The 23,677-nt window shown below is 61.0% G+C and carries 18 protein-coding genes and 1 riboswitch; of the genes, 11 read left to right on the top strand and 7 right to left on the bottom strand.

The genetic code is table 11. From position 1 onward, the window contains the following. Positions 1-77 precede the first annotated feature (77 nt). The 3 genes from WBR25_RS18470 to WBR25_RS18460 form a co-directional block, all read right to left on the bottom strand. Positions 78-416, bottom strand: a complete 339-nt coding sequence (locus WBR25_RS18470; RefSeq protein ID WP_479748881.1) for a DUF1294 domain-containing protein — start codon at positions 414-416, stop codon at positions 78-80. After that, positions 413-1,003 carry a sugar O-acetyltransferase gene (locus tag WBR25_RS18465; protein WP_139410064.1) on the bottom strand — a complete coding sequence of 197 codons (591 nt, stop codon included), beginning with the start codon at positions 1,001-1,003 and terminating at the stop codon, positions 413-415. The genes WBR25_RS18470 and WBR25_RS18465 overlap by 4 nt, the downstream gene beginning before the upstream one ends. Positions 1,004-1,089: 86 nt before the next feature. Next, complete coding sequence (locus tag WBR25_RS18460; protein ID WP_479748879.1) at positions 1,090-2,352, bottom strand: MgtC/SapB family protein; 1,263 nt, start codon at positions 2,350-2,352, stop codon at positions 1,090-1,092. 217 nt (positions 2,353-2,569) lie between these two features. On the opposite strand from WBR25_RS18460, the gene WBR25_RS18455 reads away from it, so the two are divergent. From WBR25_RS18455 to cbl, 6 genes are all read left to right on the top strand, one after another. Then, entirely contained in the window at positions 2,570-3,571 is a 1,002-nt protein-coding gene (locus WBR25_RS18455) for a sulfate ABC transporter substrate-binding protein (RefSeq protein ID WP_479748877.1), read from the top strand. A 56-nt stretch (positions 3,572-3,627) separates the two neighbouring features. Then, on the top strand, positions 3,628-4,209 hold the full coding sequence (locus tag WBR25_RS18450) for an RBBP9/YdeN family alpha/beta hydrolase (protein ID WP_421256819.1): 582 nt from the start codon (positions 3,628-3,630) through the stop codon (positions 4,207-4,209). A gap of 252 nt (positions 4,210-4,461) precedes the next feature. Then, a complete protein-coding gene (cysT, locus tag WBR25_RS18445) occupies positions 4,462-5,301 on the top strand; it encodes a sulfate ABC transporter permease subunit CysT (protein WP_216976812.1) in 840 nt (279 codons plus the stop codon). Continuing rightward, a complete protein-coding gene (cysW, locus tag WBR25_RS18440; RefSeq protein ID WP_201930824.1) occupies positions 5,298-6,188 on the top strand; it encodes a sulfate ABC transporter permease subunit CysW in 891 nt (296 codons plus the stop codon). Before cysT ends, cysW begins: the two co-directional genes overlap by 4 nt. Before the next feature lie 22 nt (positions 6,189-6,210). Continuing rightward, positions 6,211-7,278, top strand: a complete 1,068-nt coding sequence (locus WBR25_RS18435; RefSeq protein WP_128834901.1) for a sulfate/molybdate ABC transporter ATP-binding protein — start codon at positions 6,211-6,213, stop codon at positions 7,276-7,278. A gap of 123 nt (positions 7,279-7,401) precedes the next feature. Next, positions 7,402-8,349 (top strand): HTH-type transcriptional regulator Cbl, encoded by a 948-nt coding sequence (cbl, locus tag WBR25_RS18430; protein ID WP_479748875.1) that lies wholly within the window; start codon positions 7,402-7,404, stop codon positions 8,347-8,349. Positions 8,350-8,408: 59 nt separating this feature from the next. Here cbl and gbpA read toward each other — a convergent pair whose 3' ends face one another. Together gbpA and WBR25_RS18420 are read right to left on the bottom strand one after the other, a co-directional pair. Continuing rightward, complete coding sequence (gbpA, locus tag WBR25_RS18425; protein ID WP_479748873.1) at positions 8,409-9,830, bottom strand: N-acetylglucosamine-binding protein GbpA; 1,422 nt, start codon at positions 9,828-9,830, stop codon at positions 8,409-8,411. 65 nt (positions 9,831-9,895) lie between these two features. Then, positions 9,896-9,981, bottom strand: a riboswitch (cyclic di-GMP riboswitch). 264 nt (positions 9,982-10,245) lie between these two features. Then, positions 10,246-11,928 carry a methyl-accepting chemotaxis protein gene (locus WBR25_RS18420; protein ID WP_236316888.1) on the bottom strand — a complete coding sequence of 561 codons (1,683 nt, stop codon included), beginning with the start codon at positions 11,926-11,928 and terminating at the stop codon, positions 10,246-10,248. A 276-nt stretch (positions 11,929-12,204) separates the two neighbouring features. Here WBR25_RS18420 and WBR25_RS18415 point away from each other — a divergent pair, with 276 nt between their 5' ends. The 4 genes from WBR25_RS18415 (at position 12,205) to WBR25_RS18400 (ending at position 18,395) form a co-directional block, all read left to right on the top strand. Next, entirely contained in the window at positions 12,205-14,049 is a 1,845-nt protein-coding gene (locus WBR25_RS18415; RefSeq protein WP_479748871.1) for a M3 family metallopeptidase, read from the top strand. Between the two features lie 620 nt (positions 14,050-14,669). After that, complete coding sequence (locus tag WBR25_RS18410; RefSeq protein ID WP_047439779.1) at positions 14,670-16,013, top strand: TackOD1 domain-containing metal-binding protein; 1,344 nt, start codon at positions 14,670-14,672, stop codon at positions 16,011-16,013. Continuing rightward, a complete protein-coding gene (locus WBR25_RS18405) occupies positions 16,006-17,346 on the top strand; it encodes a glycosyltransferase family 2 protein (RefSeq protein WP_479748869.1) in 1,341 nt (446 codons plus the stop codon). The genes WBR25_RS18410 and WBR25_RS18405 overlap by 8 nt, the downstream gene beginning before the upstream one ends. After that, complete coding sequence (locus tag WBR25_RS18400) at positions 17,346-18,395, top strand: HlyD family secretion protein (RefSeq protein ID WP_047439774.1); 1,050 nt, start codon at positions 17,346-17,348, stop codon at positions 18,393-18,395. The genes WBR25_RS18405 and WBR25_RS18400 overlap by 1 nt, the downstream gene beginning before the upstream one ends. 98 nt (positions 18,396-18,493) lie before the next feature. On the opposite strand, the gene WBR25_RS18395 is transcribed toward WBR25_RS18400, so the two are convergent. Further along, positions 18,494-18,727: a hypothetical protein gene (locus tag WBR25_RS18395; protein ID WP_479748867.1), complete on the bottom strand. Its 234-nt coding sequence runs from the start codon at positions 18,725-18,727 to the stop codon at positions 18,494-18,496. Positions 18,728-19,035: 308 nt separating this feature from the next. Between WBR25_RS18395 and WBR25_RS18390 the strand changes: the two genes are divergently transcribed. Continuing rightward, complete coding sequence (locus WBR25_RS18390) at positions 19,036-20,328, top strand: ferredoxin reductase family protein (RefSeq protein WP_479748865.1); 1,293 nt, start codon at positions 19,036-19,038, stop codon at positions 20,326-20,328. A 15-nt stretch (positions 20,329-20,343) separates the two neighbouring features. Here WBR25_RS18390 and WBR25_RS18385 read toward each other — a convergent pair whose 3' ends face one another. Beyond that, positions 20,344-23,511, bottom strand: coding sequence for a S41 family peptidase (locus tag WBR25_RS18385; RefSeq protein WP_479748863.1), 3,168 nt, complete (start codon positions 23,509-23,511; stop codon positions 20,344-20,346). Between the last annotated feature and the right edge of the window lie 166 nt (positions 23,512-23,677).

Raw genomic sequence — 23,677 nt, 5'->3', positions numbered from 1 at the left:
TGATGAGATCTGCTCTGTTTTCTCACAGCTGCCGGGCGGCAGCAATGGGGCCCATTGCCCCTTTGTGACGCAGACAGCTATTGCTGCCAGAGTGGCCGCCCGACCCAGAGCGCCCACAGGGTGAGGTGCAGCAGCACGATAAACCAGAAGACTAGCCGGTAGCGGCGCTTCTGGGTCTTGTGACGCAGCCACTGGCGGGCCACCAGTGCCCCCGGCCAGCCGCCGCACAGCTCCAGCAGATGGAGCCTCGATTCGGGAATGCGCCACTCGCCGCGCGCTGCCTGTCGCTTGTCCCAGGCGTAGGCCGCCACCGTCAGCAGACTCATGGTGAGCAGCACGGCCAGCGGCCACCACTGCTGGCCGTCGAGGCCGAGCCAGAGGGCGGCGCCCAGTGGCAGCAGTGCCAGCGCCATCACTGGGCCAGCTCCCAGCAGCGCTCCTCGTCCTGCTTGAGGGTGCGGATCACCTTGGCCGGATTGCCCACCGCCACCGAGTCGGCAGGGATGTCGCGGGTCACCACGGCGCCTGCGCCAATGATGGATCGCGGCCCTATGGTAACGCCGGGGCAGATGATGGCGCCGCCGCCAATCCAGCAGTCATCGCCGATCCGCACCGGCTTGTTGTAGGCGGTCCAGTTGCGTCGTTCCAGATAGTTCATGGTGTGGGTGGCGGTGTAGATCTGCACGTTGGGGGCCAGCAGCACATGGCTGCCGATGTGCACTTCGCCCACGTCGAGAATGGTGACGTTGAAGTTGAAGAAGGTCTTCTCGCCGATATGAATGTTGCGGCCAAACTCGCAGGTAAACGGCGTGCTGATCCAGCAGGAGTCGGGGCAGTGGCCAAACAGTTCGCGGCAGATCTGCTGGCGCAGAGGGGCATCGCCTGCCGATGAACCATTAAGCCGGGCCAGCAGCGCCTGACCGCGGATCCGGTCGTTGGCTATCTCATCGCTCTGGCTATCCAGTGCCCCGCCTGCCAGTACCTTGTCCCAGTCGCTCGCCATTGCTACCTCCTCATGCTGCAAGAGCCGGCAGTATACGTGACTGTCAGGGGCGCCGTCAGTCTGTCACTTGTTGCAGGTGATCCTCGTCAACCTGTGGGCCAGACGAGGGGCAGGATCAACAGGGCCGAGACGAAGTAGGGGAGCAATACCCGCAGCCCGAGACTGCGCCCGCCGATGCCGAGGGCAAGCAACCCCTTCACCAGCGAGTTGATCAAACCGGCAAGCAGGATGCCGCGGGCCGCCACCTCCAGCGCCAGCTCCTTGTGGGAAAGCTGGGAGAGCGACAGCGTGATGGCGTCCACATCGGTGATCCCCGACACCAGCGACAGCAGATAGACCCCGGAGTTGCCCACCTTGTCTTGCAGCAGAGTTGCCATAAAGCCGATCAGCGCCAGCAGCAGGCCGAACTTGATGGCGGTGGCAAGATCGAGCGGGTTGCTGGTTTCCGGCTGTACCGGGCCGTCAGTCAGCTCCTCGCGCTGGCGCCAGAACCAGAAGGCAAAGCCGTACACCGTGGTCGCCAGCAACACAAGCGGGGCGGCGAGGCGCATCGCCAGTTCGCTGTGAATGAGCAGCACCAGTACCAGCAGCCGCAGCCACATGGTGGCCCCCGCCAGCAGGATGCCGGTGGCCAGCAGCCGCTCCAGCCCTCCTTGTTCCTTGTTGAGGCGGGCAAACTGCAGGGTGAGGGCGGTGGAGGAGGCCAATCCCGCCAGTATGCTGGTGAGCACCAGTCCGGCGCGAGTACCGAGCAGCCGCACCGCGAAGTGGCCACAAAACGAGATGCCGGCGATCACCACCACCATCAGCCAGATTTTGAAGGGATTGAAAGCATCGAGGGGCCCCATCTCCTCGTTGGGCAGCACCGGCAACAGCACCAGCGAGATAAGCAGAAAGCGCAGGGTGGCGTGAAACTCGGTCTCGCTGAGAAAGAGCATCCCCTGCTGGATCTGTCCCTTCAAGCCCATCAGCAGGGCTGCCAGCACGGCACAGGCCACCGCCTCGCTCGGGCTCAGCAGCACCGACATCAGCCCCAGCAAATAGGTGAGCAGCATGGCTACCGAGCTGGTGAGACCGAACTCCCCTTGCCAGCGTTGGGCCAGCCAGACCGAGAGGCCGCAGCCGATCACCACCGCCAACAGGCCGAGCAGCGGCAGCCAGGGGCCCAGAGTCGGCAGCAGCAAACCGCAGACCCCGCCAAGCAGGCCAATAAGGCCGTAGGTACGCATCCCGGCGATGCGCTGGTTATCCCCCAGCTGGCGCACCTGCCAGCCCCGCTCCAGTCCGATAATCAGGCCGATGGCCAGCGAGACCAGGGCTCCGTTGACCGGTTCTGCATTGATCCACATAACGACTTCCTTTTCGTCATCTGCCTGCCTTGTTCCCATGATGGCACAGCGCTTGAGGTCACTGAGGGGCATGGCTCACAGAGTCTGCGTCCGGCTCCCGGTGCGGGTGGCTGAGTTGATATGAGCAAAAGAGATAAGCAAAGAGTTATTTCTTTCTTCTGGGCATAACAACTCCACGGCATGCTGTTCTCAACCCAACAAGATATGGAGTATCACCATGAAACTGCGAATGACCGCCCTGACCCTGCTCTCTCTGCTGGCATTTAGTCAGGCCAATGCCGCCGAGATCCGCCTGCTCAACGTCTCTTACGATCCGACCCGCGAGCTGTTTCAGGAGTACAACGCCGCCTTTGCCAAGGAGTGGAAGGCGAAGACCGGTGACGACGTGGTGGTGAGCCAGTCTCACGGTGGCTCCGGCAAGCAGGCTCGCGCCGTGGTGGATGGGCTGGAAGCCGACGTGGTATCGCTGGCGCTCGCCTACGATGTCAACGCCATCGCCAAGGCGGGGCTGACCGCTGCCGACTGGCAGAGTCGCCTCGGCAACAACGCCTCGCCCTATACCTCCACCATTGTCTTCCTGGTGCGCAAGGGCAATCCCAAGCAGATCAAGGATTGGGATGATCTGGTGCGCAAGGATGTGGCCATCGTGACTCCCAACCCCAAGACCTCCGGCGGGGCACGCTGGAACTATCTGGCCGCCTGGGGCTATGCCCTGAAGAAGAGCGGCAGTGAAGAGGGGGCCAAGCAGTTTGTTGGCGATCTATTCAAGAACGTGAAGGTGCTGGACTCAGGCGCCCGCGGTGCCACCACCAGCTTTACCGAGCGCGGTCTCGGTGACGTGCTGCTGGCGTGGGAGAACGAAGCCCTGCTGGTGCTTGGTCAGGCGGGTGCCAGCGACAAGTTCGAGCTGGTGGTGCCTTCGGTCTCCATTCTGGCGGAGCCGCCGGTCGCGGTGGTGGACAAGGTGGCCAAGAAGCACGGTACCGACGCGGTGGCCAAGGCCTATCTCGATTATCTCTACTCTGACGAGGGGCAGCATATCGTCGCCAAACATCACTATCGCCCCAGCAACCCGGCGATCCTGAAGGAGACGGCAGCCCAGTTCCCGCAGCTTGCCCTCTTTACCGTCAAGGATCTGGAAGGGGATTGGGAGAAAGCCCAGAAGAAACACTTCGCCCAGGGCGGTCTGTTTGACCAGATCTATCAGCCGGGTCGTTGATAGCTTCGTTATCCATCACTGAACTGGCCCCTGTGCCAGCCGATAGGAGCACCAAGATGAACAAGATCCTCCTGGTTCCCGGTCTGCACAACAGTGGGCCGGATCACTGGCAGAGCCGCTGGCACGATCATTTTCCCCAATGGCAGCGGATGACCGGGCTACCGTGGGACAAGCCAGACCTCAGGGTCTGGAGTGCCAAGCTGGCGAGCAAGCTGAAACGTCGCCGCAGCCGGGTCCATCTGGTGGCCCACTCTTTCGGTGCCCTGACCGCCATCGCGGCGGCCCGCTTACAGCCGGAGAAGGTGGCCTCGATCTTTCTGGTGGCGCCCGCCGATCCCGCCCGTTTTGGCATTGCGGATGAGGCCTTGGCCGGGCCGCTGCAGGTGTCGGCCCAGCTGGTGGCCAGTCGCAACGATCCCTGGATGAGCTTCGAGCGGGCCGAATACTGGAGTCGCCAGTGGCAGGTGCCCCTGTTCGACGCCGGCAACGCGGGCCATATCAATGCCCAGTCCGGCCATGGCGACTGGCATCAGGGGTTGGAACTGCTTGGCTCTCTCTATCGCCGGGCCGAGCTGGTGGTTGCTCCGCAAGCGGCTTCGGCTATCAGAACTGTTGTTGTCTCTGCCATCGGCCCTTAACCAATGGCGGGATATGTTATCGGGTGAGCTGTTGCGAACCCTGCTCTTTGAATGTTGCGCTCCGTATTGCTCCATTTCTTAGGTCTTTTATTTATATAAAAGACCTTTTTTTATTTGGAGTGCGCCAAGAGCCTTGTGACTCTGCGGTTAGACAAAAAAGTGATTAGCAAAGTCGCAATTGATGTTTGTTGCCGATGAGGGGAGTGCGCAGAATCACCATATCGAAAATTCTTCATAACAGATGGATGTGTTATGCGATTTGGTTCTTATTCTGTCCTGCCCGGTTTTGGCCCCACCCTGGGGTTCAGCCTGCTCTATCTGGGCCTGCTGGTGCTGTTGCCGCTCTCGGCCCTGGTGCTGTTTGCGGTCAACAACCTGACCGCCGCCGAGTTCTGGCAGGTGATCGGTTCACCCCGGGTGCTCGCCTCCTTTCGCCTGAGCTTCGGTGCGGCCTTTGTCGCGGCGCTGCTCAACAGCCTGTTTGGCCTGATCCTGGCTTGGATCCTGGTGCGCTACACCTTCCCCGGTCGTCGTCTGGTGGATGCGCTGATCGACCTGCCATTTGCCATGCCGACCGCGGTATCCGGCATCGCCTTGTGCGCCATTTTCGCCCCCAACGGCTGGATCGGCCATCTGCTGGCGCCGCTCGGCATCCAGCTCGCCTACAACCCCATCGGCGTCGTTATCGCCCTCACCTTTATCGGGCTGCCTTTTGTGGTGCGCACCCTGCAGCCGGTGCTGCGAGAGGCTGAGAGCGAGCAGGAGGAGGCCGCCGCCAGCCTCGGCGCCGATCGCTGGCAGACCTTTATCCACGTGCTCTGGCCGACCCTGATCCCGGCCCTGCTCACCGGCTTTGCGTTGGCGTTTGCCCGTGCAGTAGGGGAGTACGGCTCCGTCATCTTTATCGCCGGCAACCTGCCGATGGTCTCGGAAATCGCACCGCTGATGATCATGAGCCATCTGGAGGAGTACGACTATGCCGGCGCCTCTGCCATTGCCGTGGTGATGCTGCTGATCTCATTCATTTTGTTACTGCTAATCAACAAGTTGCAGGCCTGGAGCTGGTCTCGTATCGGAGGGAGCCGGATATGAACGCATCGACACTCGCCCTTGAAGTCGCCCCTGTGGAGGTTGCTCCCGTGCGCAAGGCTCCTCCGGTGATCCGCGAGCCCCAGTGGGTCAAATGGCTGCTCATCACGGTGGGTCTCGGTTGGTTTGCCGCCCTGTTGCTGCTGCCGTTGGCCACCGTCTTTATTCAGGCGCTGAGCCCTGGGCTGGTCTTCTTCTGGCACGCCATCAGCGAGCCGGATGCCCTGAGCGCCCTCGGTCTGACCGCACTAGTGACCCTCTGCGCCGTTCCCCTCAATCTGCTGTTCGGGATTGCTGCGGCCTGGGCCATCGCCCGTTTCCGCTTCCCCGGTCGGCAACTGCTCATCACCATCATCGATCTGCCCTTCTCGGTGTCGCCGGTGATCGCCGGTCTGATGCTGGTGTTGATGTTCGGCAGCCGCGGCTGGTTCGGTGACTGGCTGAGCGAACATGACATCAAGATCATCTTCGCCACCCCGGGGATCATCCTGGCCACCACCTTCATTACCGTGCCCTTCGTGGTGCGCGAGCTGCTGCCCCAGATGGAGGCGCGTGGCCCGGAAGAGGAAGAGGCGGCCATCATGCTGGGGGCGAGCGGTCTGCAGATGTTCTGGCGCGTCACCCTTCCCGGCATTCGCTGGAGCCTGATGTACGGCCTGCTGCTCTGTACCGCCCGCGCGGTGGGGGAGTTTGGCGCCGTGTCAGTGGTTTCCGGTCATATTCGCGGCCAGACCAATACCCTGCCGCTGCATATCGAGATCCTCTACAACGAGTACCAGACCGGCGCCGCCTTTGCAGTGGCAAGCCTCTTGGCTCTGTTCGGGATCTTCACCCTGCTCGGGGAAACCCTGTTGGCCCGGCTGCGTGCCCAGCCCACCAAATCTCACTGATCACCGTTTTAAAGAGGCAGCCATGAGCATTCAGGTTCAACAACTCAACAAGCATTTCAATCAGTACGCGGCGCTGGCAGACATCAACCTCGACTTTCACGACGGTGAGCTGGTGGCGCTGCTCGGCCCCTCCGGCTGTGGCAAGACCACCCTGCTGCGTATCATCGCCGGGCTGGAGCAGGCCGACTCTGGCCACGTCATCATCCGTGGTGAGGACGCCTCGGATCTCCATGTGCGCGAGCGCAACGTCGGCTTCGTATTCCAGCACTACGCCCTGTTTCGCCACATGACGGTGTTCGAGAACGTAGCGTTTGGCCTTAGGGTCAAACCGCGCAGCGAGCGTCCGGCCGAGGCGGCCATTCGTGCCCGGGTCAAAGAGCTGCTGGATCTGGTGCAGCTCAGCCACGTGGCCGAGCGTTACCCGACCCAGCTCTCCGGCGGCCAGCGTCAGCGGGTCGCGCTGGCCCGCGCGCTGGCGGTGCAGCCCAAGGTGTTGCTCTTGGACGAGCCCTTCGGCGCCCTCGATGCGCAGGTGCGCAAGGAGCTGCGCCGCTGGCTGCGCGAGCTGCACGACGAGCTGCACGTCACCAGCCTGTTCGTGACTCACGATCAGGAGGAGGCGCTGGAGGTAGCGGATCGGGTGGTGCTGATGAATGCCGGACGGGTCGAGCAGATCGGCACCCCGGCCGAGGTCTACGACCAGCCCGCCAGCTCCTTCGTCCACAGCTTCCTCGGCAGTGTGAACCAGTTCCGCGGTCGGGTGGCGGAGCAGGGATTCGGCATCGGCGAGCAGCTGCTCGGCGGGCCGTCGGCTTCTCATCTGGCCCACGGCAGTGCCGCCATCGCATATGTTCGTCCCCATGAACTGGAGATTCTGCCAGCCGATGCGCCGGGTGGGATCCGTGCCACCATCACCCGTCTGCTGCCCATGGGGCCACGCATTCGGGTGGAGCTGCGTGGCGATGGCGAAACCAAAGGGGCCCACTACGAGGCGGAGCTGAGCAAGGAGGCGGCCAAGCAGTTTGCTCCGGGACAGGGGGTACGGCTGGTGGCCAGACAGGCGCAGTTCTATCCCGATTACCAGATTTGATGTTTTGTTGCGGGTGGCATGGCTGCCCGGGTTCAGGCGCTCTGCCGGGGCATGATCCGGCCAAATAACAAAAATGAGGGGGTGACCAGATTGTGTCGCCCACTCTTCGCAGGAGGCGACAAGGTGAATTTTCAGCAGTTACGAATTATCCGGGAGGCAGCGCGGCGGGATTACAACCTGACCGAGGTGGCCAACGCCCTTTTTACCTCGCAATCCGGGGTGAGTCGCCATATCCGCGAGCTGGAAGAGGAGCTGGGGATCGAGTTGTTCATCCGCTACGGCAAGCGGCTGCTCGGCATGACCGAGCCGGGCAAGGAGTTGCTGGTGATTGCCGAGCGCATTCTCAATGACGCCAACAACATCCGCAAACTGGCCAGCACCTTTGCCAACCGCGACTCGGGCCGCTTGCTGGTGGCGACCACCCATACCCAGGCGCGCTATGCCTTGCCGCGGGTGGTAAAGGCGTTTCGCGAGCAGTTCCCGCTGGTGCAGCTGGAGCTGCGTCAGGGCAGCCCGGAGGAGATAGTGCGGCTGGTGCAGACCGGCGAGGTGGATATCGGTATCAGCAGCGAGCAGCTCGACAAGAGCGAAGGGGTGGTGGCATTTCCCTACTACCGCTGGCACCACAATATCGTGGTGCCAGAGCAACATCCGCTTACTGGCGAGCTGGATCTGACGCTGGCGGCGCTGGCCAACTGGCCCATCGTCACCTATCAAGCCGGGTTGACCGGGCGGGTGCGGGTGGATGAAGCCTTTGCTGCGGCGGGCATCGAGCCGCAGATCCTGCTGACGGCGCAGGACTCCGATGTCATCAAGACCTATGTCGAGCTGGAGATGGGGGTCGGCATACTGGCCGACATGGCGTTCGACGCCCAGCGCGATCAGGGGCTGGTGCAGCTCGATGGCAGCCATCTGTTTGCCCCCCACACCGCCTGGATCGGCCTCAAACAGGGGCAGTTCCAGCACAACTTTGCCTGGCAGTTTATCCAGCTCTGCAACCCCGAGCTGGCGCTGGCGGATATTCAGGCCCGCGCCATGGGCAGCGAGCCTGCCATCGACTTCCAGATTTGAATCGGAAGAGAAGAGCAAAAGGGGAGCCATTGGCTCCCCTTTTGCTATCCGGTGGCGAGTTACTTCACTTCATCCCACGCCATCTGCCAGTGGGAGCCGATGCCCGGCTCGTACTGGGTGGTAGTGGTGGTCCACTGCTGGCAGTAGCCGCTGTAGGGGAAGGGCTTGCACTGATAGACCTTGCCATTTTTCGGCTGCTGCACCTTGGTGCCGGCGGCATAGGATTTGAGCGAGTTCGGGAAGACGAAGTCGTATTCGCCGCTGCTCTGCTCCTTGAACATCAGATCCATGGTCTGCTGAATGGTCTCGCCGCCCGCTTTCGGGGTGGCCTTGATCACCAGCTGGTGGTGACCTGCCTTGAGCCCTTCCAGCGCCATGGTAAAGGTGTGGCTGCTGTCCTTGATGTCGGCACTGCTTTCACCCTTGGCGACGCCGCCGTGGTCATAGAGGGTGTTGGTGACGGCCAGATCGCCCTGTGCGGTGACGGTGAAATCGAGGGTGGCCTTGCCGTTGTCCAGCACATAGTCGCTGGCCAGACCGCTGACGCTGATGTTGTCCACTACCGGCGGCTGCAGCTGTTGCAGATCAATCTCGACTCGATCCAGTTTGCTGTCTCGATGCAGATAGACGGGGTTCATACCGTAGACCGGATTGAACTGGCCATCGGCTCCTTGCTGACCGGCGCGGATCAGGCTCTGCTCGGCGTTGATCTTGCTGGCGAGAGCATGGGCCCAGTTGTTCTTCTGGCCCTGCTCGGCAGTGGTGATGGTCAGCACGGTTTGCAGATCAGGGCGCTCGCCGTTGGCATCGAATACCCGGGTCATCGCCTTGTCACCCATCGCGAGGTCGATGGAGGGGTAGATGGTGCCTGCCTGGCTCCACTCCAGCGGCGGCTGGCTGCCATCTTTGAACTTGGCATCGATGATGTTGTAGAAGCTGTTGCTGGTATCGCCCACTTCCCACACGCCGAGGATCACCTGATAACCGGTGCGCTCCGGCAGGACACAGTTGTGGGTCACCTGCTTGGGCGGCTGCACCATATTGCCGTCGATGACGCAGAAGGGGGTCAGGTCAAACGAGGCGCGGGTGAGCGGCTGGTTGGGGTTCCAGTCCTGCTTGGTGAGGTAGTAGCGCCAGTTGCGGGTGACATGGTTGGCAGTGAAGGTCCAGCTGATGGCGAAGGGGCCGGGCTGTACTTCACGCTTGGTCCAGCGGTCGCTGGTCTGGATGTTCAGCTCGCTCCAGCGCGGGCTACCCGCCGAGGCGATTTGTCCATCCTGCGGGCCGGTTTGCGGGAAGCCTGAGGGGCCCTCCACGCTCTGGGGCTCCCACTGCACGCCGCCACACTGGCTGTTGCCACCGGTTTTGCACAGGTAGTTGCGACTCTCAGGCTGGCTGATGTAGCCATGAGCCAGGGCGCTGCCGCTGGCCAGCAGGGCCAGCATCGCCGCGATGTGATTGAGTTGGATTTTTGCTGCCATACATTCCTCTGTTCGATAGATGTGGGCAGTCAGTTGGCCAGGGAGTTCCCCGATGCACACTTGCGTGTGGCAACCCCGCTATCCTGGACAAAACGTCTGTAGACCGGAGGCTTTGCGTCCCGACCTTTCGGTCAGTTTGCCAAATGACTAGATGGTTATTGATGGGCCAAATGTTCGGCCATCAGCATTGTGCACTGCATTGATTAATTATTTGAAGTTAAATGTTTAAATGCACCGTTCAACGGCACATTGCTCATTCTAACTGACTGTTTTTAAATTGTTCTCTAATTTGTGAATGGCGTCGAATGCTGTTGAATATGCCGATAAGATGCATGCTGATTGCGTGTTGGCGGCGTAAAAAAACCTGCCAGCTTGGCTGGCAGGTCGGGTGACAAGGCGACACAGGTTGACGCCATCAATGACGGGCGCGCTGCTCGCCGGAGGGGAGAGATACGGGAGCCATCATTGGTGCAGTGGAGGACTCCTTGCCCAGTTTGAACACCGCAAGTCGCTCATCCAGGCTGCGGGAGAGACCGGCCAGCAGCTCGCTCTCCTGCGCCAGTTGCGAGGCGGACTGGGACATCTCCAGCGCCGAGTCGTTGATGCCGCTGACGTTGCGGTTCATATCCTCGGCCACCATGCTCTGCTGCTCGGCGGCGGTAGCGATCTGGGTCGCCATGTCGCTTACATGCTGGATGTGGTTGACGATCAGGGTGAGATCCTGCCCCGCCTGCTGGGATTGGTTGACGCTGCTCTCCGCCAGTTTGCGGCTGGTGTCCATGGCATTGGCGGCGGTGACGGCTCGTTGCTGCAGCTGGGCAATGGTGCTCTGGATCTCTTCGGTGGATTGGCGAGTGCGGCTGGCCAGCTGGCGCACCTCGTCGGCCACCACGGCAAAGCCCCGTCCCTGCTCGCCGGCACGGGCTGCTTCGATGGCAGCGTTGAGGGCCAGCAGGTTGGTCTGCTCCGAAATGGCGCTGATGACGGCGGTCACTTCGCTGATCTGCATCACCCCCTCTTTGAGCTGGTTGACCTGCTGGGTGGCCTGCTCCACCTCGGTGGCCAGCGCCTTGATACCGTGCACGCTTGCATGAACGTCACGGTTGCCGAGACCCGCTTCACCGGTCGCTTCCTGGGTATCCCGCGCGGTATTTTCGGCGTGCCCAGCCACATCGGAGATGGTGGCGCTCATCTCGTTCATGGCGGTAGCGAGCTGGGCCAGCTGATCCCGCTGGCTGGTGACCGCCTGATTGGTCTGCTCGGCGGAGGCGGCGATGCGCAGGGCGGCATCGGCCACGTTGCGAGCCCCCTGACTGGCCTCCAGCAGGGCGTGACGGATGGCATCGAGACTCTGGTTGGTGCAGCGGGCGACCACTCCCAGCTCATCCTTGCCCTGTACCGGGATGCTTACCACCAGATCCCCCTTGGCGACTCGTTGCATAGCGTGGTTGATCTGGCTGAGGGGGGAGACGATGGAGTGGGTGATGCGCCAGCCCAGCAACCCCATCAGCAGGATCACGATGGCGGTGGCGGTCCCCATCTTCATGTACTGGGCCCAGATGGTCTGCTGAATATCCTGCAGCAGCATGCCGGAACCGAGGATCCAGCCCCAGGGCTGATAGCCGGATACCATGGAGAGCTTGTCGGCGGTCTCACCCGATGGGCCGACCCACACATATTGCAGAGTGCCCTGTTTGCCCCCTTTGGCGATATCCACCATCTGATACCAGAACTGCCCGGAGGTGGCGGCACCTCCTTCACCCATCTTCTGGCCGACCAGTTCGGGACGGATGGGGTGAACCACCATGGTGCGGTTCTCGTCGATGACGAACAGGTAGTTGTTGCCATCAAAGCGGGTGTTGGTCAGCAGCTTGCGCGCCTCCTGCTGAGCCTGCTCTGCTGGCAGGGTGCTGGCCAGAAACTGGATCTGGCTCATGGCCTGCTCCAGTACCGCATTGAGCCGCGCCTCTCGCTCGCTCATCAGATTGCGCTGGAGCGCGTTGGCCGAGATAAGCAGCAGCGAGACAAAACCGACAAACGCCAGTGCGAGCAGCAAGATCAATTTGCGGCTCACGGTAATATCACCGAGCTTGAACATGACTAAACCCTCATTTCCCTGTTGATTTTATGTGGCTCTGTACCGCGTCAGCCAGTTTGTAAGAGTTAACAACTCATTTACTTTCAGTCTCTTGCCGAGCTTTCTCAAATGAGCGTTTTAACATCAGTATAGTCAGCAGACAGCAACCCCCACTTTTTGGTAGCGTGTTGATGCGCATCCCAGCGCAATTTTTGCCAAAGAGTGTGAATGGTTTGGCATTTCTTCAAAAAAAGGAGTGGGCCCCGCTGCGGGTGACCCCATAACAAGAGGGAATTTATGAGTTCCATTGCCAGGAATTACTTCAACCAGCTCAACGCCGACTACCTGCAGGTGCACAGGCGCAAGGAGGATCTCTTCTGGTCCACCTATATGGGCACCAGCGATGATCAGGCCGGTTTCACCGCGGCCGAGCAGGCCTACAAGGCCTTTTGTGCCAATCCGGCCCGTCTGCCCGAATTGCGGGAGATGTTGGTGCAGGCCGACGAGGATGACCTCAAGGGCGGTCTGCAAGGCTGGATCGCCTTCTTCGAGTGCAATGTGATTGAAGATCCCGCCGCTGCCGCCCTGATGGATGAGCTGGTAGCCGCCGAGGCGGAGCTGTTCGCCCGCCGCAAGGGGCTGAAACTGACCCTGCTGGATGAGCAGGGCCAGCAGGTCGCAGGCAGCCTGCCCGCCGCCAGTACCTCGCTCGCCGCCAGCCCGAACGAGGCGGTGCGCCAGAGCGCGCTCGCCATGTTCCACACTCTGGAGCAGTGGGTGGTCGGCAACGGTTTTCTCGAGGTGGTGGCGATCCGCAACCGCTTTGCCCGCGCCATGGGCTATCGCGACTACTTCGACTACAAGGTGCGCAAGAACGAGCAGATGAGCCCGGAGCAGCTTTTCGCCATCCTCGACGACTTTATTGCCCGCACCGACGCCCGGTTGCAGCAGAGTCTGGTCGAGCTGAAGGCCGCCAAGGGCGAGGCGGCACTGCTGCCTCACAACCTGCGTTACAGCGTGAGCGGCGATGTGACCCGCCAGCTCGATCCTTACGTGCCCTTCTCGCGGGCGCTGCGGGATTGGGTCGAGAGCTTCCGCCGGCTCGGCATCCAGTATCGCGGGGCGACCCTGACGCTGGATTTGCTGACCCGGGAGGGGAAGTATGAGAACGGCTTCTGCCACGGCCCGGTACCTAGCTTCTTCCAGCAGGGGGAGTGGGTGCCGGCTGTGGTCAATTTCACCAGCCTGGCCGATCCGGCGCAGGTGGGCAGCGGCTGGAGTGGCCTCAACACCCTGTTCCACGAGGGTGGCCATGCCGCGCATTTTGCCAATGTCACCGGCAATGCCCCCTGCTTCTCACAGGAGTTTCCGCCCACCTCCATGGCTTATGCCGAGACCCAGTCGATGTTCTGCGACAGCCTGCTGGACGATGCCGACTGGCTCAAACGCTACGCCAGAAACGCAGCAGGAGAGGCGATTCCCGATGCGCTCATCCAGGCGATGATCGCCGCGCGCCAGCCGTTTCGCGCCTTCAACGAGCGCCAGATCGCGCTGGTGGCCTACTTCGAGCGGGATCTCTACGCCATGGATGAGGCCGAACGCACCCCGGATGCCGTGCTGGCGCTGGCCCGCCAGTGGGAGCGCAAGATCCTCGGGGTCGAGAGCCCGCGCCCGTTGCTGGCTATTCCACACCTCCTTAATCAGGAGTCGGCCTGCGCCTATCACGGCTACCTGCTGGCGCTGATGGCAGTGGAGCAGACCCGTGCCTACTTCCTCAAGCGTGATGGCCACCTCACCGACAACCCGCGCATCGGGCCGGATCTGGCTGCCCACTACTGGGGGCCGGGCAATGGCATGACTCATGATGAGACCCTGCGCAGCCTGACTGGTGAAGGCTTCAGTGCCGTGCCACTGGCCGAGGCGTGCAACCTGAGCGCCGCCGAGGCGTGGCAACAGGCGCAAGCCTGCATGGCCGCCGCGCAGCAGCGCCCCGCGGCGGGTGAGGGAAGCCCGCTCGACGCCCATATCCGGGTGGTACACGGCGCCGAGCTTATCGCCGACAACAGCGAGTCGGAAACCCGCATGCTGGCCGATTTCGAAGCGTGGATCCTGAGCCACAGCGCACGAGCCTCAGTTGCGTAAGCTGGAATGCTCCCGGTTCTTGAGCCGGGGGCACTCTTGGCGTGGCTCTGATGTATGCTCGCGGTGATGGCTGGTACAGCTGTAGATATGTTGACGACACAGACTGTCGCATGATGGTTTTGGTATGCAGATTTCAGATTAAATATGTATTCATATGAATAGGGTTGTGAAGAGTAGGCCATAAGCTCATGGAACCTTATCGCCCCACATATTTGTTTATTTTGTTAATAGTGTTTTTTGTACTCACCTTTGTGCATAAAGATTGATCTATTCATCTGTTTGAGAACCATTCCCATTTTTCTGGGTTGACTAAATTGTCCACAGCTGCAGAATCGCCCTCTTTGCCACCCCCGATGTGAGTCGGGTTCGGAAAGTTTCAGATCTCTTCCCCTCGAGATGGCTGGGCCGCACATGAAAATGGCGTCAGCTCTCAACTCTTTGCTGCGCGTTCGCCAGCTTCATGTTATCAGTCGATAACGTTGACACTGCTGCAGTGCTGTCCGTGTAGGGCAATTCGTATTTCGTTACATTGCCTGAGCCTGCCGGCGCATGACAACAGGTTGGTTCGTTTTATTGGCTTAGTATCTATTTGTCAGTGAATGGAAAGAGGTTATTCCCCCATGATGAGCACGAGTGAACACCCTGGTCAGATTGCGCTGCTGGGAGGCTCGGTGGATCGTGCAGCCTTGCCACTTCTCGACCTGTCCCGCTGGGATCCATTGCAGCAGCCGGTATTACTGCTCAACCTGCCGGCAGATGAGCAGGACAGTGTGTTGCAGGCTGTGCGGTGTGACCCGATACGTTATTTGCAGCCGGTATTTTGTGTTGTTAAGAGCTCTCTCTCCCCCATGTTGTCCGACGGTCTTCTGACTCAGCTGGATGAACGGGCCTCTGACATGCTTGAACGGTTGGCGTTATTGACCCCTCGCGATCATCCGGATGAAATGGAGAAGCTGGCCTGGTACAGCTGGCCGAGGGCTCATTTCCGTTTGTTACCTCGCTGGCAGGCAGGTTGTCGCCAGGGCTACAGCTACCCGCTGCTGGATTGTCTGCTGGGGGCCGATGCAACTGCATCCTTGCCGCAACTGGTCTCCGAGCGGCTGTTGCAGATTGAACAACTGGTCGATCGACTACGCCTGTGCAGCAGTTGCAGCTCTGCTCATCTCAATTTTGTCGACGTATGTCCAGAATGTTCCCATATCGCCATCCAGGCCAAGCCTGCGGTGCACTGTTTCACCTGCGGTCATGTGGACGATCAGGATGTCTTCATGCAACAGGGTTTGCTGCGTTGTCCCAAGTGTGTGACAACCCTGCGTCATATAGGGGTCGACTACGACAGACCATTGGAAAAGTACCGCTGTCTCTCTTGCCATGCCCGTTTCATGGAGGCGGCAGTACAGGCGCGATGTCATGAGTGTGGGCGGGCTCACAAACCCGATGATCTGTTGGTGTCTCCCATCTATGAGTACCGCATCGGCAAATTGGCTCGCCATATTGCTCGCGAGGGTACTCAGCAGTTGCATCTGCCCCTGACTTGGGGGGCTCCGATGGCGATGGATCACTTCCCCTGGCTGCTGCAATGGAGCAACCGGCTGCTGCAGCGCCACGGCGGCAACCATACCCTTTTGGCTATCCAGATCGAGCAGCTCGCCGAGCTGCGCGCCGAATTGGGCCTGTTGAAGACTCAGCAGAGATTGGGGGCCTTGCTGGCTCGTCTGCAGGCACTGTTTCGGGATACCGATGTGGTTTGCCAGTATGCCGATGATCGACTGCTGTTGTTGCTGCCGCACACCAATGTGGAGGATTGGCAGATCTTGCAGGGGCGGATCTTGGCGCTCAACAATGTCGAGGGGCTGGATGCCTTGACGCTGAATGTGCAGGTAGAGCCGCTCCCTACCACGCTGGGTGAAGATACCGCCCTCTGGTTGAGCCGCTGGCTGGACGGGAGCCTTCAGGATGCCTGAGTGGATGAGTACGGTTCGGTACATCCTGACCGAGATCCTGGGCAGCCTGCAGTTTTCGCCCAGGATGATCCTGCTGCTGCTGCCCATGTTGCTGCTGATGGAGGTGCCCCTGATGGCGCTGACCCTGACTGGGATCCTCAAGTGGTTTGCCCGTCAGCTGCCAAAAAAGTCTGATTTACCCCTGTCACATCGTTGTCCCAAGGTCTCCTGCATCATCACCTGTTACGGTGAGGGGGAGGCGATCCGCTCGACCATTCTGACCCTCAAGGAACAGCTCTATCGCGGCCATCTGGAGATCATTGCGGTGATCGATGGTGCCAAGGCCAATGCCCATACCTATCAGGCGGCCCTAAACTGTATCGCCGAGTTTGAGGGATGTGAGAGACGTACCCTGGTGCTACTGCCCAAGTGGCAGCGTGGCGGGCGGGTATCGACCCTCAATGCTGGCTTGTCGGCGGCAACCGGCGAGATAGTCATGAATGCAGACGGGGACACTTCCTTCGACAACAACATGATCGATGAGATTGTCGCCTGCTTCGATGACCCGAACGTGCCCGCCGTTGGTGGGGCGTTGCGGGTGCGCAACCTGCGCGATGGTTTGCTGACCCGTATGCAGGGGATCGAGTACATGATCTCCATGCAGGGGGGCAAGACGGGTCTGAGCGAATGGAACCTGATCAACAATATTTCGGGGGCATTCGGGGCTTTTCGCCGCGATTTCCTGCGCCAGATTGGAGGGTGGGATACCCACACAGCAGAAGATCTGGATTTAACGGTGCGGATCAAGCACTACCTCAAACGCCATCCCAATCTGAAGATCGGCTTTGCCCCCAGAGCCATTGGTCACACGGACGCCCCTGCAGATTTGGTGACCCTGGCAAACCAGCGTCTGCGCTGGGATGGGGATTTGCTGTTTCTCTACCTGCGCAAACACAAGTTATCGCTGACTCCGCGCATCTTGGGATGGAAGACCTTTTTGTTCACTCTGATCTACGGGGTGGCACAAAACGTGGTGTTGCCGCTGTTGGTCATGGGGTACAGCTGGTGGCTGGTGTTAAGTTATCCTGGTCCGTTCGTTACGGCCTTGATGCTGTGCCTCTACCAGGTCTATCTGCTTCTTACTCTGGTCAACTTTATGGTGTTTATGCTTGCCATTTCCGAGCGGCCTAAAGCGGATATGCGTATGTTGCCATGGTTGTTGTTGTATCCGCTCTATACCCTGCTGATGCGTCTATGGTGTGCCGTGGCACTGCTCAACGAAATTTTCCGTCGCGGTCATGAGGAGAGCAGTATGGCTCCCTGGTGGGTATTAAAACGAGGAAACAAATTCTGATGAAAGTCACATTCAATCCCCCCAAGAAACAGGACGCTACCTCTGATCAAGGGATTCGGGTGCTCTATGCCCCCGCCAAGCGCATCGCATTTCGAGCCCGCTGGTATCTGATCCTGCTGCTGGCATTCAGCCCCGTCATCATACTGCTCTGGTATCTGGGACGAGAGTGGTGGCTGACCCAGGCGCCTGCCATCATCACTACGGAACCTCAACTTGTGGTGGCCAATGGAGATGGCTTCATTCGCAACATTTATATGTCTCCCGGTCAAGCCGTCTCGCAAGGGGATGCCCTGATGCGATTCGAGTCGCCGACGCTACGGGCCAATATAGAGGGGCGTAAAGCACGTCTAAAAGCGATCGAGCTGGACAAGAGCGCTGCCGAACAGGCGATATTGAGTAACCTGGATGAGCAGATTCGTATCGCAGAGCGGGGGGCTAATGAGCAGGAGGGGATCTATCAGGAGTACGCGGGGTATAGGAAGGAGAAACTGGTTTCCAGTGCCGAGTATGCCAGTGCCTTGCTGAGCTGGACCCAGTCTCGTATCGATTTGCAGAAGGCAAGATCTGAAAAAATGCAGCAAGAGTTGCAGATCAAAGAAGATCACCTGACAGGGCCACTGGCCAGTGCGCGCCACCAGTTGGAGCAGGAGCTAACCGAGATGCAAGCTATCACTAGGCAGCAGCAGCCCCTTTCCCCAGCTACCGGCAAGGTCTCAGATGTGCTGGTGCAGGAGGGGGATTGGGTCTTCTCGGGGGCCCCCCTCGCGTTGATCGCTAAGCGGGAAGACCCGTTGGTCATTGCCTACGTATTGCCAAAATACCTCTCCTCGATGAAGCCGGGTCATAAGGCTATCGTCAAGTTGCCCAGTGGTGAGCGTTTGGCGGCCAGGGTTGCCAGACCTGTGGAGCTTGCAGACAAGCTGCCAGCCCAGCTTGCAGCACCGTTTGAAGGGGAGAAAGCAACCCTCAAGGTCGCACTCTCGCTGGATGAAAAATTACCCCCGAACCTGCAAGTGGAAGGGTTGCCGGTGACCGTATTGTTTGATTGATGTCTATGGCGTTGTGATCCTGAATCGCAACGCCTTCATTTGGATTTCGGCCATAAAAGGTGGCTGATGTATTGACGCCCGCAATTGCCCCCCCTTTTTCATTCATCAATGACTTTATTTCCGCAATATTCACAGATGGCGTGGCGTTCAAAGCGATCCATGTTGGCCAGAAAGGGGCCGGCGGCCCAGCCGGTAATGAAGTCTTTGATAAATGCAGTGCGCTTTTGCTCTGGTTTCACCTCTTTTCCATAGGATTTGTCGACCAGCACCACGATATGGTTGGTCTCGCGCTGACAACTCGGGCAGTAGCGTTGTTCGGTGGATGAAAGCAAGGGGGATCTCCTTGTCCAGAAGAGTGGGCAGCAGGTTTTCCGCCGCAGATATGTAACGTCCCCATTTGATTCTTCTTGCTGGCGGACCGTCAATCACAGCGGAGGTGGATTGTGCGCTATCTCCTGTGAAGAGGGGCGAGCCAACAAGGGTGATCACAAGGGGTCAGTCGGTCCCTCTTTTGTTTCCGTTTGTCACACATTGCCACACAAGCTTCCCCCTCTGGCAAAGTCTTGTGACCGGACGGGTGTGCAATGGTGCCATGAGCAGGGAGATGAGGCCCTGCCGCGATGGAACCAGGGTGCATGTTATGACGAACAAATGGATGTGGTGGCTGTTGCCGCTGCTGGCGGTCGGGGTCTGGTGGCTCGGTTATGCGGGGGATGCCAACGGGGTGTGGCCCTGGCGCCATGAGATGTTGCTGCTGACGGGTCTGCTGGGGATGACCTATATGGCGATTTCGCTGTTGCTGGCGTTGCGCCTGCCGCAGTTGGAGGTGTGGTGTGGCGGTTTGGACCGGATGTTGCGATGGCACCGCCAAACGGCCATCGGCGGTGCATTGGCGCTCACTGCGCATTGGCTGGTGGTGGAGGTGCCCAAGTGGGCAGTCTCGGCGGGTTGGCTGAGTCGTCCTGCGCGGCTTGGGGCCAGTACAGCTGGCGCTGGTGCAGGTAATGGCATCTCGCTCCATGCCCTTGGCAATACCCTGGGTGAGTGGAGTTTCTATCTGCTGATCGCGCTGGTGGTAGTGAGCTTGCTGGCGCTGGTGAGTTATGGCCGTTTTCGGCTGATCCACCGGCTGGCGCCGATCATCTATCTGGTGGGGTGGGGACACGGGCTTTGCCTGTTGCCTCAGATTGGGGCCATGACCCCGGTGGGGGTATCGATCTGGTTGATCGGTGGGTTGGGAGCTATCGGGGCCCTCTACTCCCTGCTGGGACAAGTGGGAGCGCGGGATCGCCATCCGGGCCGGGTCATTGCGGTGCGGGTGCTGGCGGATCAGACCTGCGAGCTGACCATGCAGCTGGAGAGGCCTCTCGCCCATTACCGCCCGGGTCAGTTTGCCTTCTTCGAATTTGATGCCAAGGAGGGGCCGCACCCCTTTACCCTAGTGCGGGTGTCGGCGGATCGGCGCCAGCTGGTGATCGCGGTACGGGCGCTCGGGGATCATACCCGTCAGCTGGTGGCAGAGGCTCGCGCCGGGGATGGGGTGGTGGTGACCGGGCCCTATGGCGCCTTTGTCGCCCCGCAAGGGGGAGGTAGAGCCCTCTGGCTGGGGGCCGGGATAGGTATCACGCCGTTCGTCGCCTGGCTGGAGGGGCTGGCTGCCCGTGGGGAGCGCAGCGAGGGGATCACCCTGATCCAGTGTGCGCCGGATCTGGCAGGTGCCGTCTACCACCGGCGGTTGGCCGAGCTCTGTCATCGCACCGGCGTGCGCTATCAGCTGCATCTGGACAAGGCGGCCGGGCGGCTGGATCTGGCCCGCATCGCGCAGGATGCGCCCGAGCAAGTGTGGTTTTGCGGGCCGGAGGGGATGGCAGATGCCCTGACCCGGCTGTTGCCGGACGGGCATCTGCATCGCGAGCTGTTTCGCTTTCGTTGAGCTCGATGGGCGCCGTTATTTGGCGTTGGCTGGCAACTGCTTGAGGGCGGCTTGTACTGCCGCCTCCAGTTGCGGGTCGCGCCCGGCCACCATGTCAGCCGGAGTGAGGGGCACCTGCTGGTCCGGGATCAGCTCCTGATTCTCGTAGAAGGTACCGTCCGGTTTGCGCAGCCCCAGGGTCGGAATGCCGTAGGAGAGTCCCGGGATCAGCCGGGAGTCGTGGCTGTAGACCATGGTGCCGGTGCCGGGTACCGGATCGCCGACGATGGGGCCGACCTTCAGGGTACGGTAGTACTCGGGGAAGGCGGAGCCTTCCGAGTAGCTGCCAGCGTTCACCAGCACCACCGAAGGCTTGGTCCACTGGCGAGTGGCGGCGTCGGTTTCACCCTTGCCCTGACGGGGCCAACTGCTGGCCATCCCCTTGGTGCTGCCGCTGCCGGTCAGAAACTCCACCAGGGTATTGGCGAGATAGCCGCCGCTGTTGAAGCGGACATCGACGATCAGCGCATCGCGATTGCGCTGTCTGCCGAGGGCATCCGCCACCACCGCATCGTAGGCCTCGCTATTCATTGCCGGCAGATAGACATAGCCGACCCGTCCTCCGCTCAGGCTGGCCACCAGCCCCCGCCGTTTCTCAATCCAGCGATCCTGTTGCAGCTGGTACTCCTGCTGCTTGTCGATGGCGGTGAGCACCACCTCGTCAGTTTGCTTGTTGCCCTCCTGCTGGAAGGTGAGGGCAAGCCGGGCGCCAGCCTGATGGTTGAGGGCTCGATCCAGCTCGGCCAGATTGGCAATCGGGCTGCCGTTGATGGCGAGCAGGCGGGCGCCCGGGGCGATATCGCTCTCCTGATCCAGCGGGCCGCCAGAGAGCAGGGCGGTGAGCATCACCCCCTGCTCGCCATCCTGCCAGTAGCCGCCAAGGCTGGCGGTCTCGTCCGCCATGCGCGGGAAGGGGGCGGGGCCGCTGCCCCAGGTGTGGGAGACATTGAGCTCGCCAGCCAGCTCCGCCAACAGGTTGCCAAAGTCCCGCGGGTTGCCGATGCCCGGCAGCAGGCGGCGGTAAGCGGCGACATAGCTATCCCAGTTCACCCCGTTCATATCGTCCAGATAGAACTCGTCCCGAGTTAGGCGGGCGATCTGATCGAAGGCGGCGGTCATGCGTTCCTGCCAGCGGCTGGTGGGTTGCAAGGCGAAGGGGGCGCTGGTGGCCTCGCCGGAGTCGAGATGGATCCGGGTGATCTCCCCATCCCGCACCAGGGTAGCCAGGGTGCCCTGCTGGTTGAGGCTTGCCAGCGCTGGGCCGGGCTGCTCACCAAACAGTTCGCTGGTTTTGCCCTTGCGCAGATCCTGGCTGTAGCCCTTGATCTCGCTCTCGCTGTTGACCCCCATCTCTTCCACCAGATAGATCACTTGGTCGCCGATGATGCGGCTGGCGAGCAGGGTGCCGGTGGGTTGCAGCAGCAGCGCTTCTCTATGGTTGAGACGATCGCTCTCAAAGCCGTATCCCCCTTTCGGCGGCTCCAGCTCGGCAATGGCATCGGCTCTGGCGGCGCGGCTGCTGTAGATGCCGAGCAGGTTGGTGACGAGGGGCTCGCCATCGGGCCCCAGTGCGCCAAACCGTGTCGATTGCCAGTAGAGAATGGCGCCATCCTGACTCCAGCCCGGTTGCCCATCCTGATAGCCGTTGAGGCTGACATTGACCGGTTTGGCCTTGGGATTGGCCGTATCGATCACCGCGATCTCCTGTTCCGCCGCATCGGGGCGGAAGGTGAGCGCCAGATGGCGGGAGTCGGGGGCAAAGGCGAGATGCACCTCGTGGCGCGAGGGGTTGAAGCTGGCAGGCACCAGCTCCCGCTGCTTGTTGCTCGCCAGATCCAGCAGGTGGATGGCCTGGCCATCTACCACGAAGGCGAGCTGCTTGCCGTCGGGGGAGAGCACCGGACGGCTGATCCCCTTGCCGGGAATGGCCAGCAGCAGGCTCTCGGTCAGAGTGCCGGGATCGCTGAACAGCAGATCCGGATCCCCCTTGCGCAGGCGATAGAGGGCAGCGTGCCCCTGCTGCTCCGACAGATAGATGAGGGCGCGCCCCTGCTCGGCGAAGAGGGGGCTGGACTGCTCGCTTGGATCTCGGGTCAGCTGACGCACCCGCTCCCGCTCGGGGTCAACGGCAAACAGGTTGCCTTCGCTCACCAGGATCAGCTCATCCGCCTCTTCGCTGACCAGCGCTTCGTCTGCCAGGGTCAGGGCCTCGCTCGACTCATCCGGCGCGCTCGCCACTTGCGGGGTGAGGGTCAGCTTGCGTGGCTCGCTGCTACCGGCATCGAGGCGATAGAGCTCGCCCAGCCATGACCAGACCAGATCGCCACTGCGAGAGGCGCTGAGCCCCCGCACCGGATGGCCCTGATAGTGGGTCAGCTGTTGCTCCTTGCCGCTGGCGAGATCCCGGCGCCAGACGTTGAAATCGCCGCTGCGCTCGCTCAGGTAAAAGAGGGTATCTCCCTTGTCGCTCCAGACCGGATCGGTGGCCGCCACCCGATCTTCGGTCAGCTGCTTGTGCTGCTTGCCATCAAACAACCAGAGACGGGGCACCGCGAACGAGTGCTGATGCTTGCGAAAGGGTTGATCCGCCGCGGGCATCTGGTAGACGAGCCGCTCCCCGTGGGGACGGGCGAGGGTCGCAGGCAGCGGCAGATCGGCCTGCAAGGTGCCGCCGGTGATCGGGGTCCAGTAGAGCTCGCCCCATTGGTAGCCTTCCGCGACAAAATGGTCGGCATCGGGCGCGCCCAGGCGCTGGCTGCTCAGCAACAGCCGTTTGCCATCGGCGCTGAAGGCTTGCGGCAGATCGGTGCGCGAATCGCGAGTGAGGCGCACCATCTCGCCGCCGTTGGCAGGCACCACGAACACATCTTCATTGCCGTAGAGATTGGCGGCAAAGGCGAGCTGTTTGCCATCCGGTGACCAGATCGGCCGCTGGCTCAGGTAGTCGCTGCCGGTGATCGCCGTGGCGGGGCCACCCTCGGCACTGGCGACAAAAATGCGCCCCTGCCAGGTGAAGGCAAGCTGCTTGCCATCGGGGGAGAGGGCGGGCTCGCGCAGCCAGAGTGCATCGGCGGCGACACTGGCAGGCAGCCAGAGCAGGAGTGGCGAGAACAGCAGGGTGGCGAGGCGGCACGAAGAGCGCATGGCATGATCCTGTCGGGGAGTGGAGTGTTATCTTCGCCGATCATTGCCCCGGGTGCCAGCGCGATAATTTTTGTATCTTGTTGTTTTAACTGTTAATTACCAATGCCAAATGACGGTGTTAAAGGAAGATGGCCTGGCTGCGGCAAGATATGTTTTGCCGGGCATA

Source organism: Aeromonas sp. MTB, assembly GCF_056632455.1.
The sequence above is the reverse complement of the archived record's forward strand: the minus strand, read 5'-3'. Positions and strand labels throughout refer to the sequence as shown.

What these genes read in the sequence shown, in the direction of transcription:
- WBR25_RS18465 (WP_139410064.1), bottom strand. Translation starts at nt 1,003, where the DNA reads ATGGCGAGCGACTGGGACAAGGTACTGGCAGGCGGGGCACTGGATAGC.
- WBR25_RS18460 (WP_479748879.1), bottom strand. Translation starts at nt 2,352, where the DNA reads ATGTGGATCAATGCAGAACCGGTCAACGGAGCCCTGGTCTCGCTGGCC.
- WBR25_RS18455 (WP_479748877.1), top strand. Translation starts at nt 2,570, where the DNA reads ATGAAACTGCGAATGACCGCCCTGACCCTGCTCTCTCTGCTGGCATTT.
- WBR25_RS18450 (WP_421256819.1), top strand. Translation starts at nt 3,628, where the DNA reads ATGAACAAGATCCTCCTGGTTCCCGGTCTGCACAACAGTGGGCCGGAT.
- cysT (WP_216976812.1), top strand. Translation starts at nt 4,462, where the DNA reads ATGCGATTTGGTTCTTATTCTGTCCTGCCCGGTTTTGGCCCCACCCTG.
- cysW (WP_201930824.1), top strand. Translation starts at nt 5,298, where the DNA reads ATGAACGCATCGACACTCGCCCTTGAAGTCGCCCCTGTGGAGGTTGCT.
- WBR25_RS18435 (WP_128834901.1), top strand. Translation starts at nt 6,211, where the DNA reads ATGAGCATTCAGGTTCAACAACTCAACAAGCATTTCAATCAGTACGCG.
- gbpA (WP_479748873.1), bottom strand. Translation starts at nt 9,830, where the DNA reads ATGGCAGCAAAAATCCAACTCAATCACATCGCGGCGATGCTGGCCCTG.
- WBR25_RS18420 (WP_236316888.1), bottom strand. Translation starts at nt 11,928, where the DNA reads ATGTTCAAGCTCGGTGATATTACCGTGAGCCGCAAATTGATCTTGCTG.
- WBR25_RS18415 (WP_479748871.1), top strand. Translation starts at nt 12,205, where the DNA reads ATGAGTTCCATTGCCAGGAATTACTTCAACCAGCTCAACGCCGACTAC.
- WBR25_RS18410 (WP_047439779.1), top strand. Translation starts at nt 14,670, where the DNA reads ATGATGAGCACGAGTGAACACCCTGGTCAGATTGCGCTGCTGGGAGGC.
- WBR25_RS18405 (WP_479748869.1), top strand. Translation starts at nt 16,006, where the DNA reads ATGCCTGAGTGGATGAGTACGGTTCGGTACATCCTGACCGAGATCCTG.
- WBR25_RS18400 (WP_047439774.1), top strand. Translation starts at nt 17,346, where the DNA reads ATGAAAGTCACATTCAATCCCCCCAAGAAACAGGACGCTACCTCTGAT.
- WBR25_RS18390 (WP_479748865.1), top strand. Translation starts at nt 19,036, where the DNA reads ATGACGAACAAATGGATGTGGTGGCTGTTGCCGCTGCTGGCGGTCGGG.
- WBR25_RS18385 (WP_479748863.1), bottom strand. Translation starts at nt 23,511, where the DNA reads ATGCGCTCTTCGTGCCGCCTCGCCACCCTGCTGTTCTCGCCACTCCTG.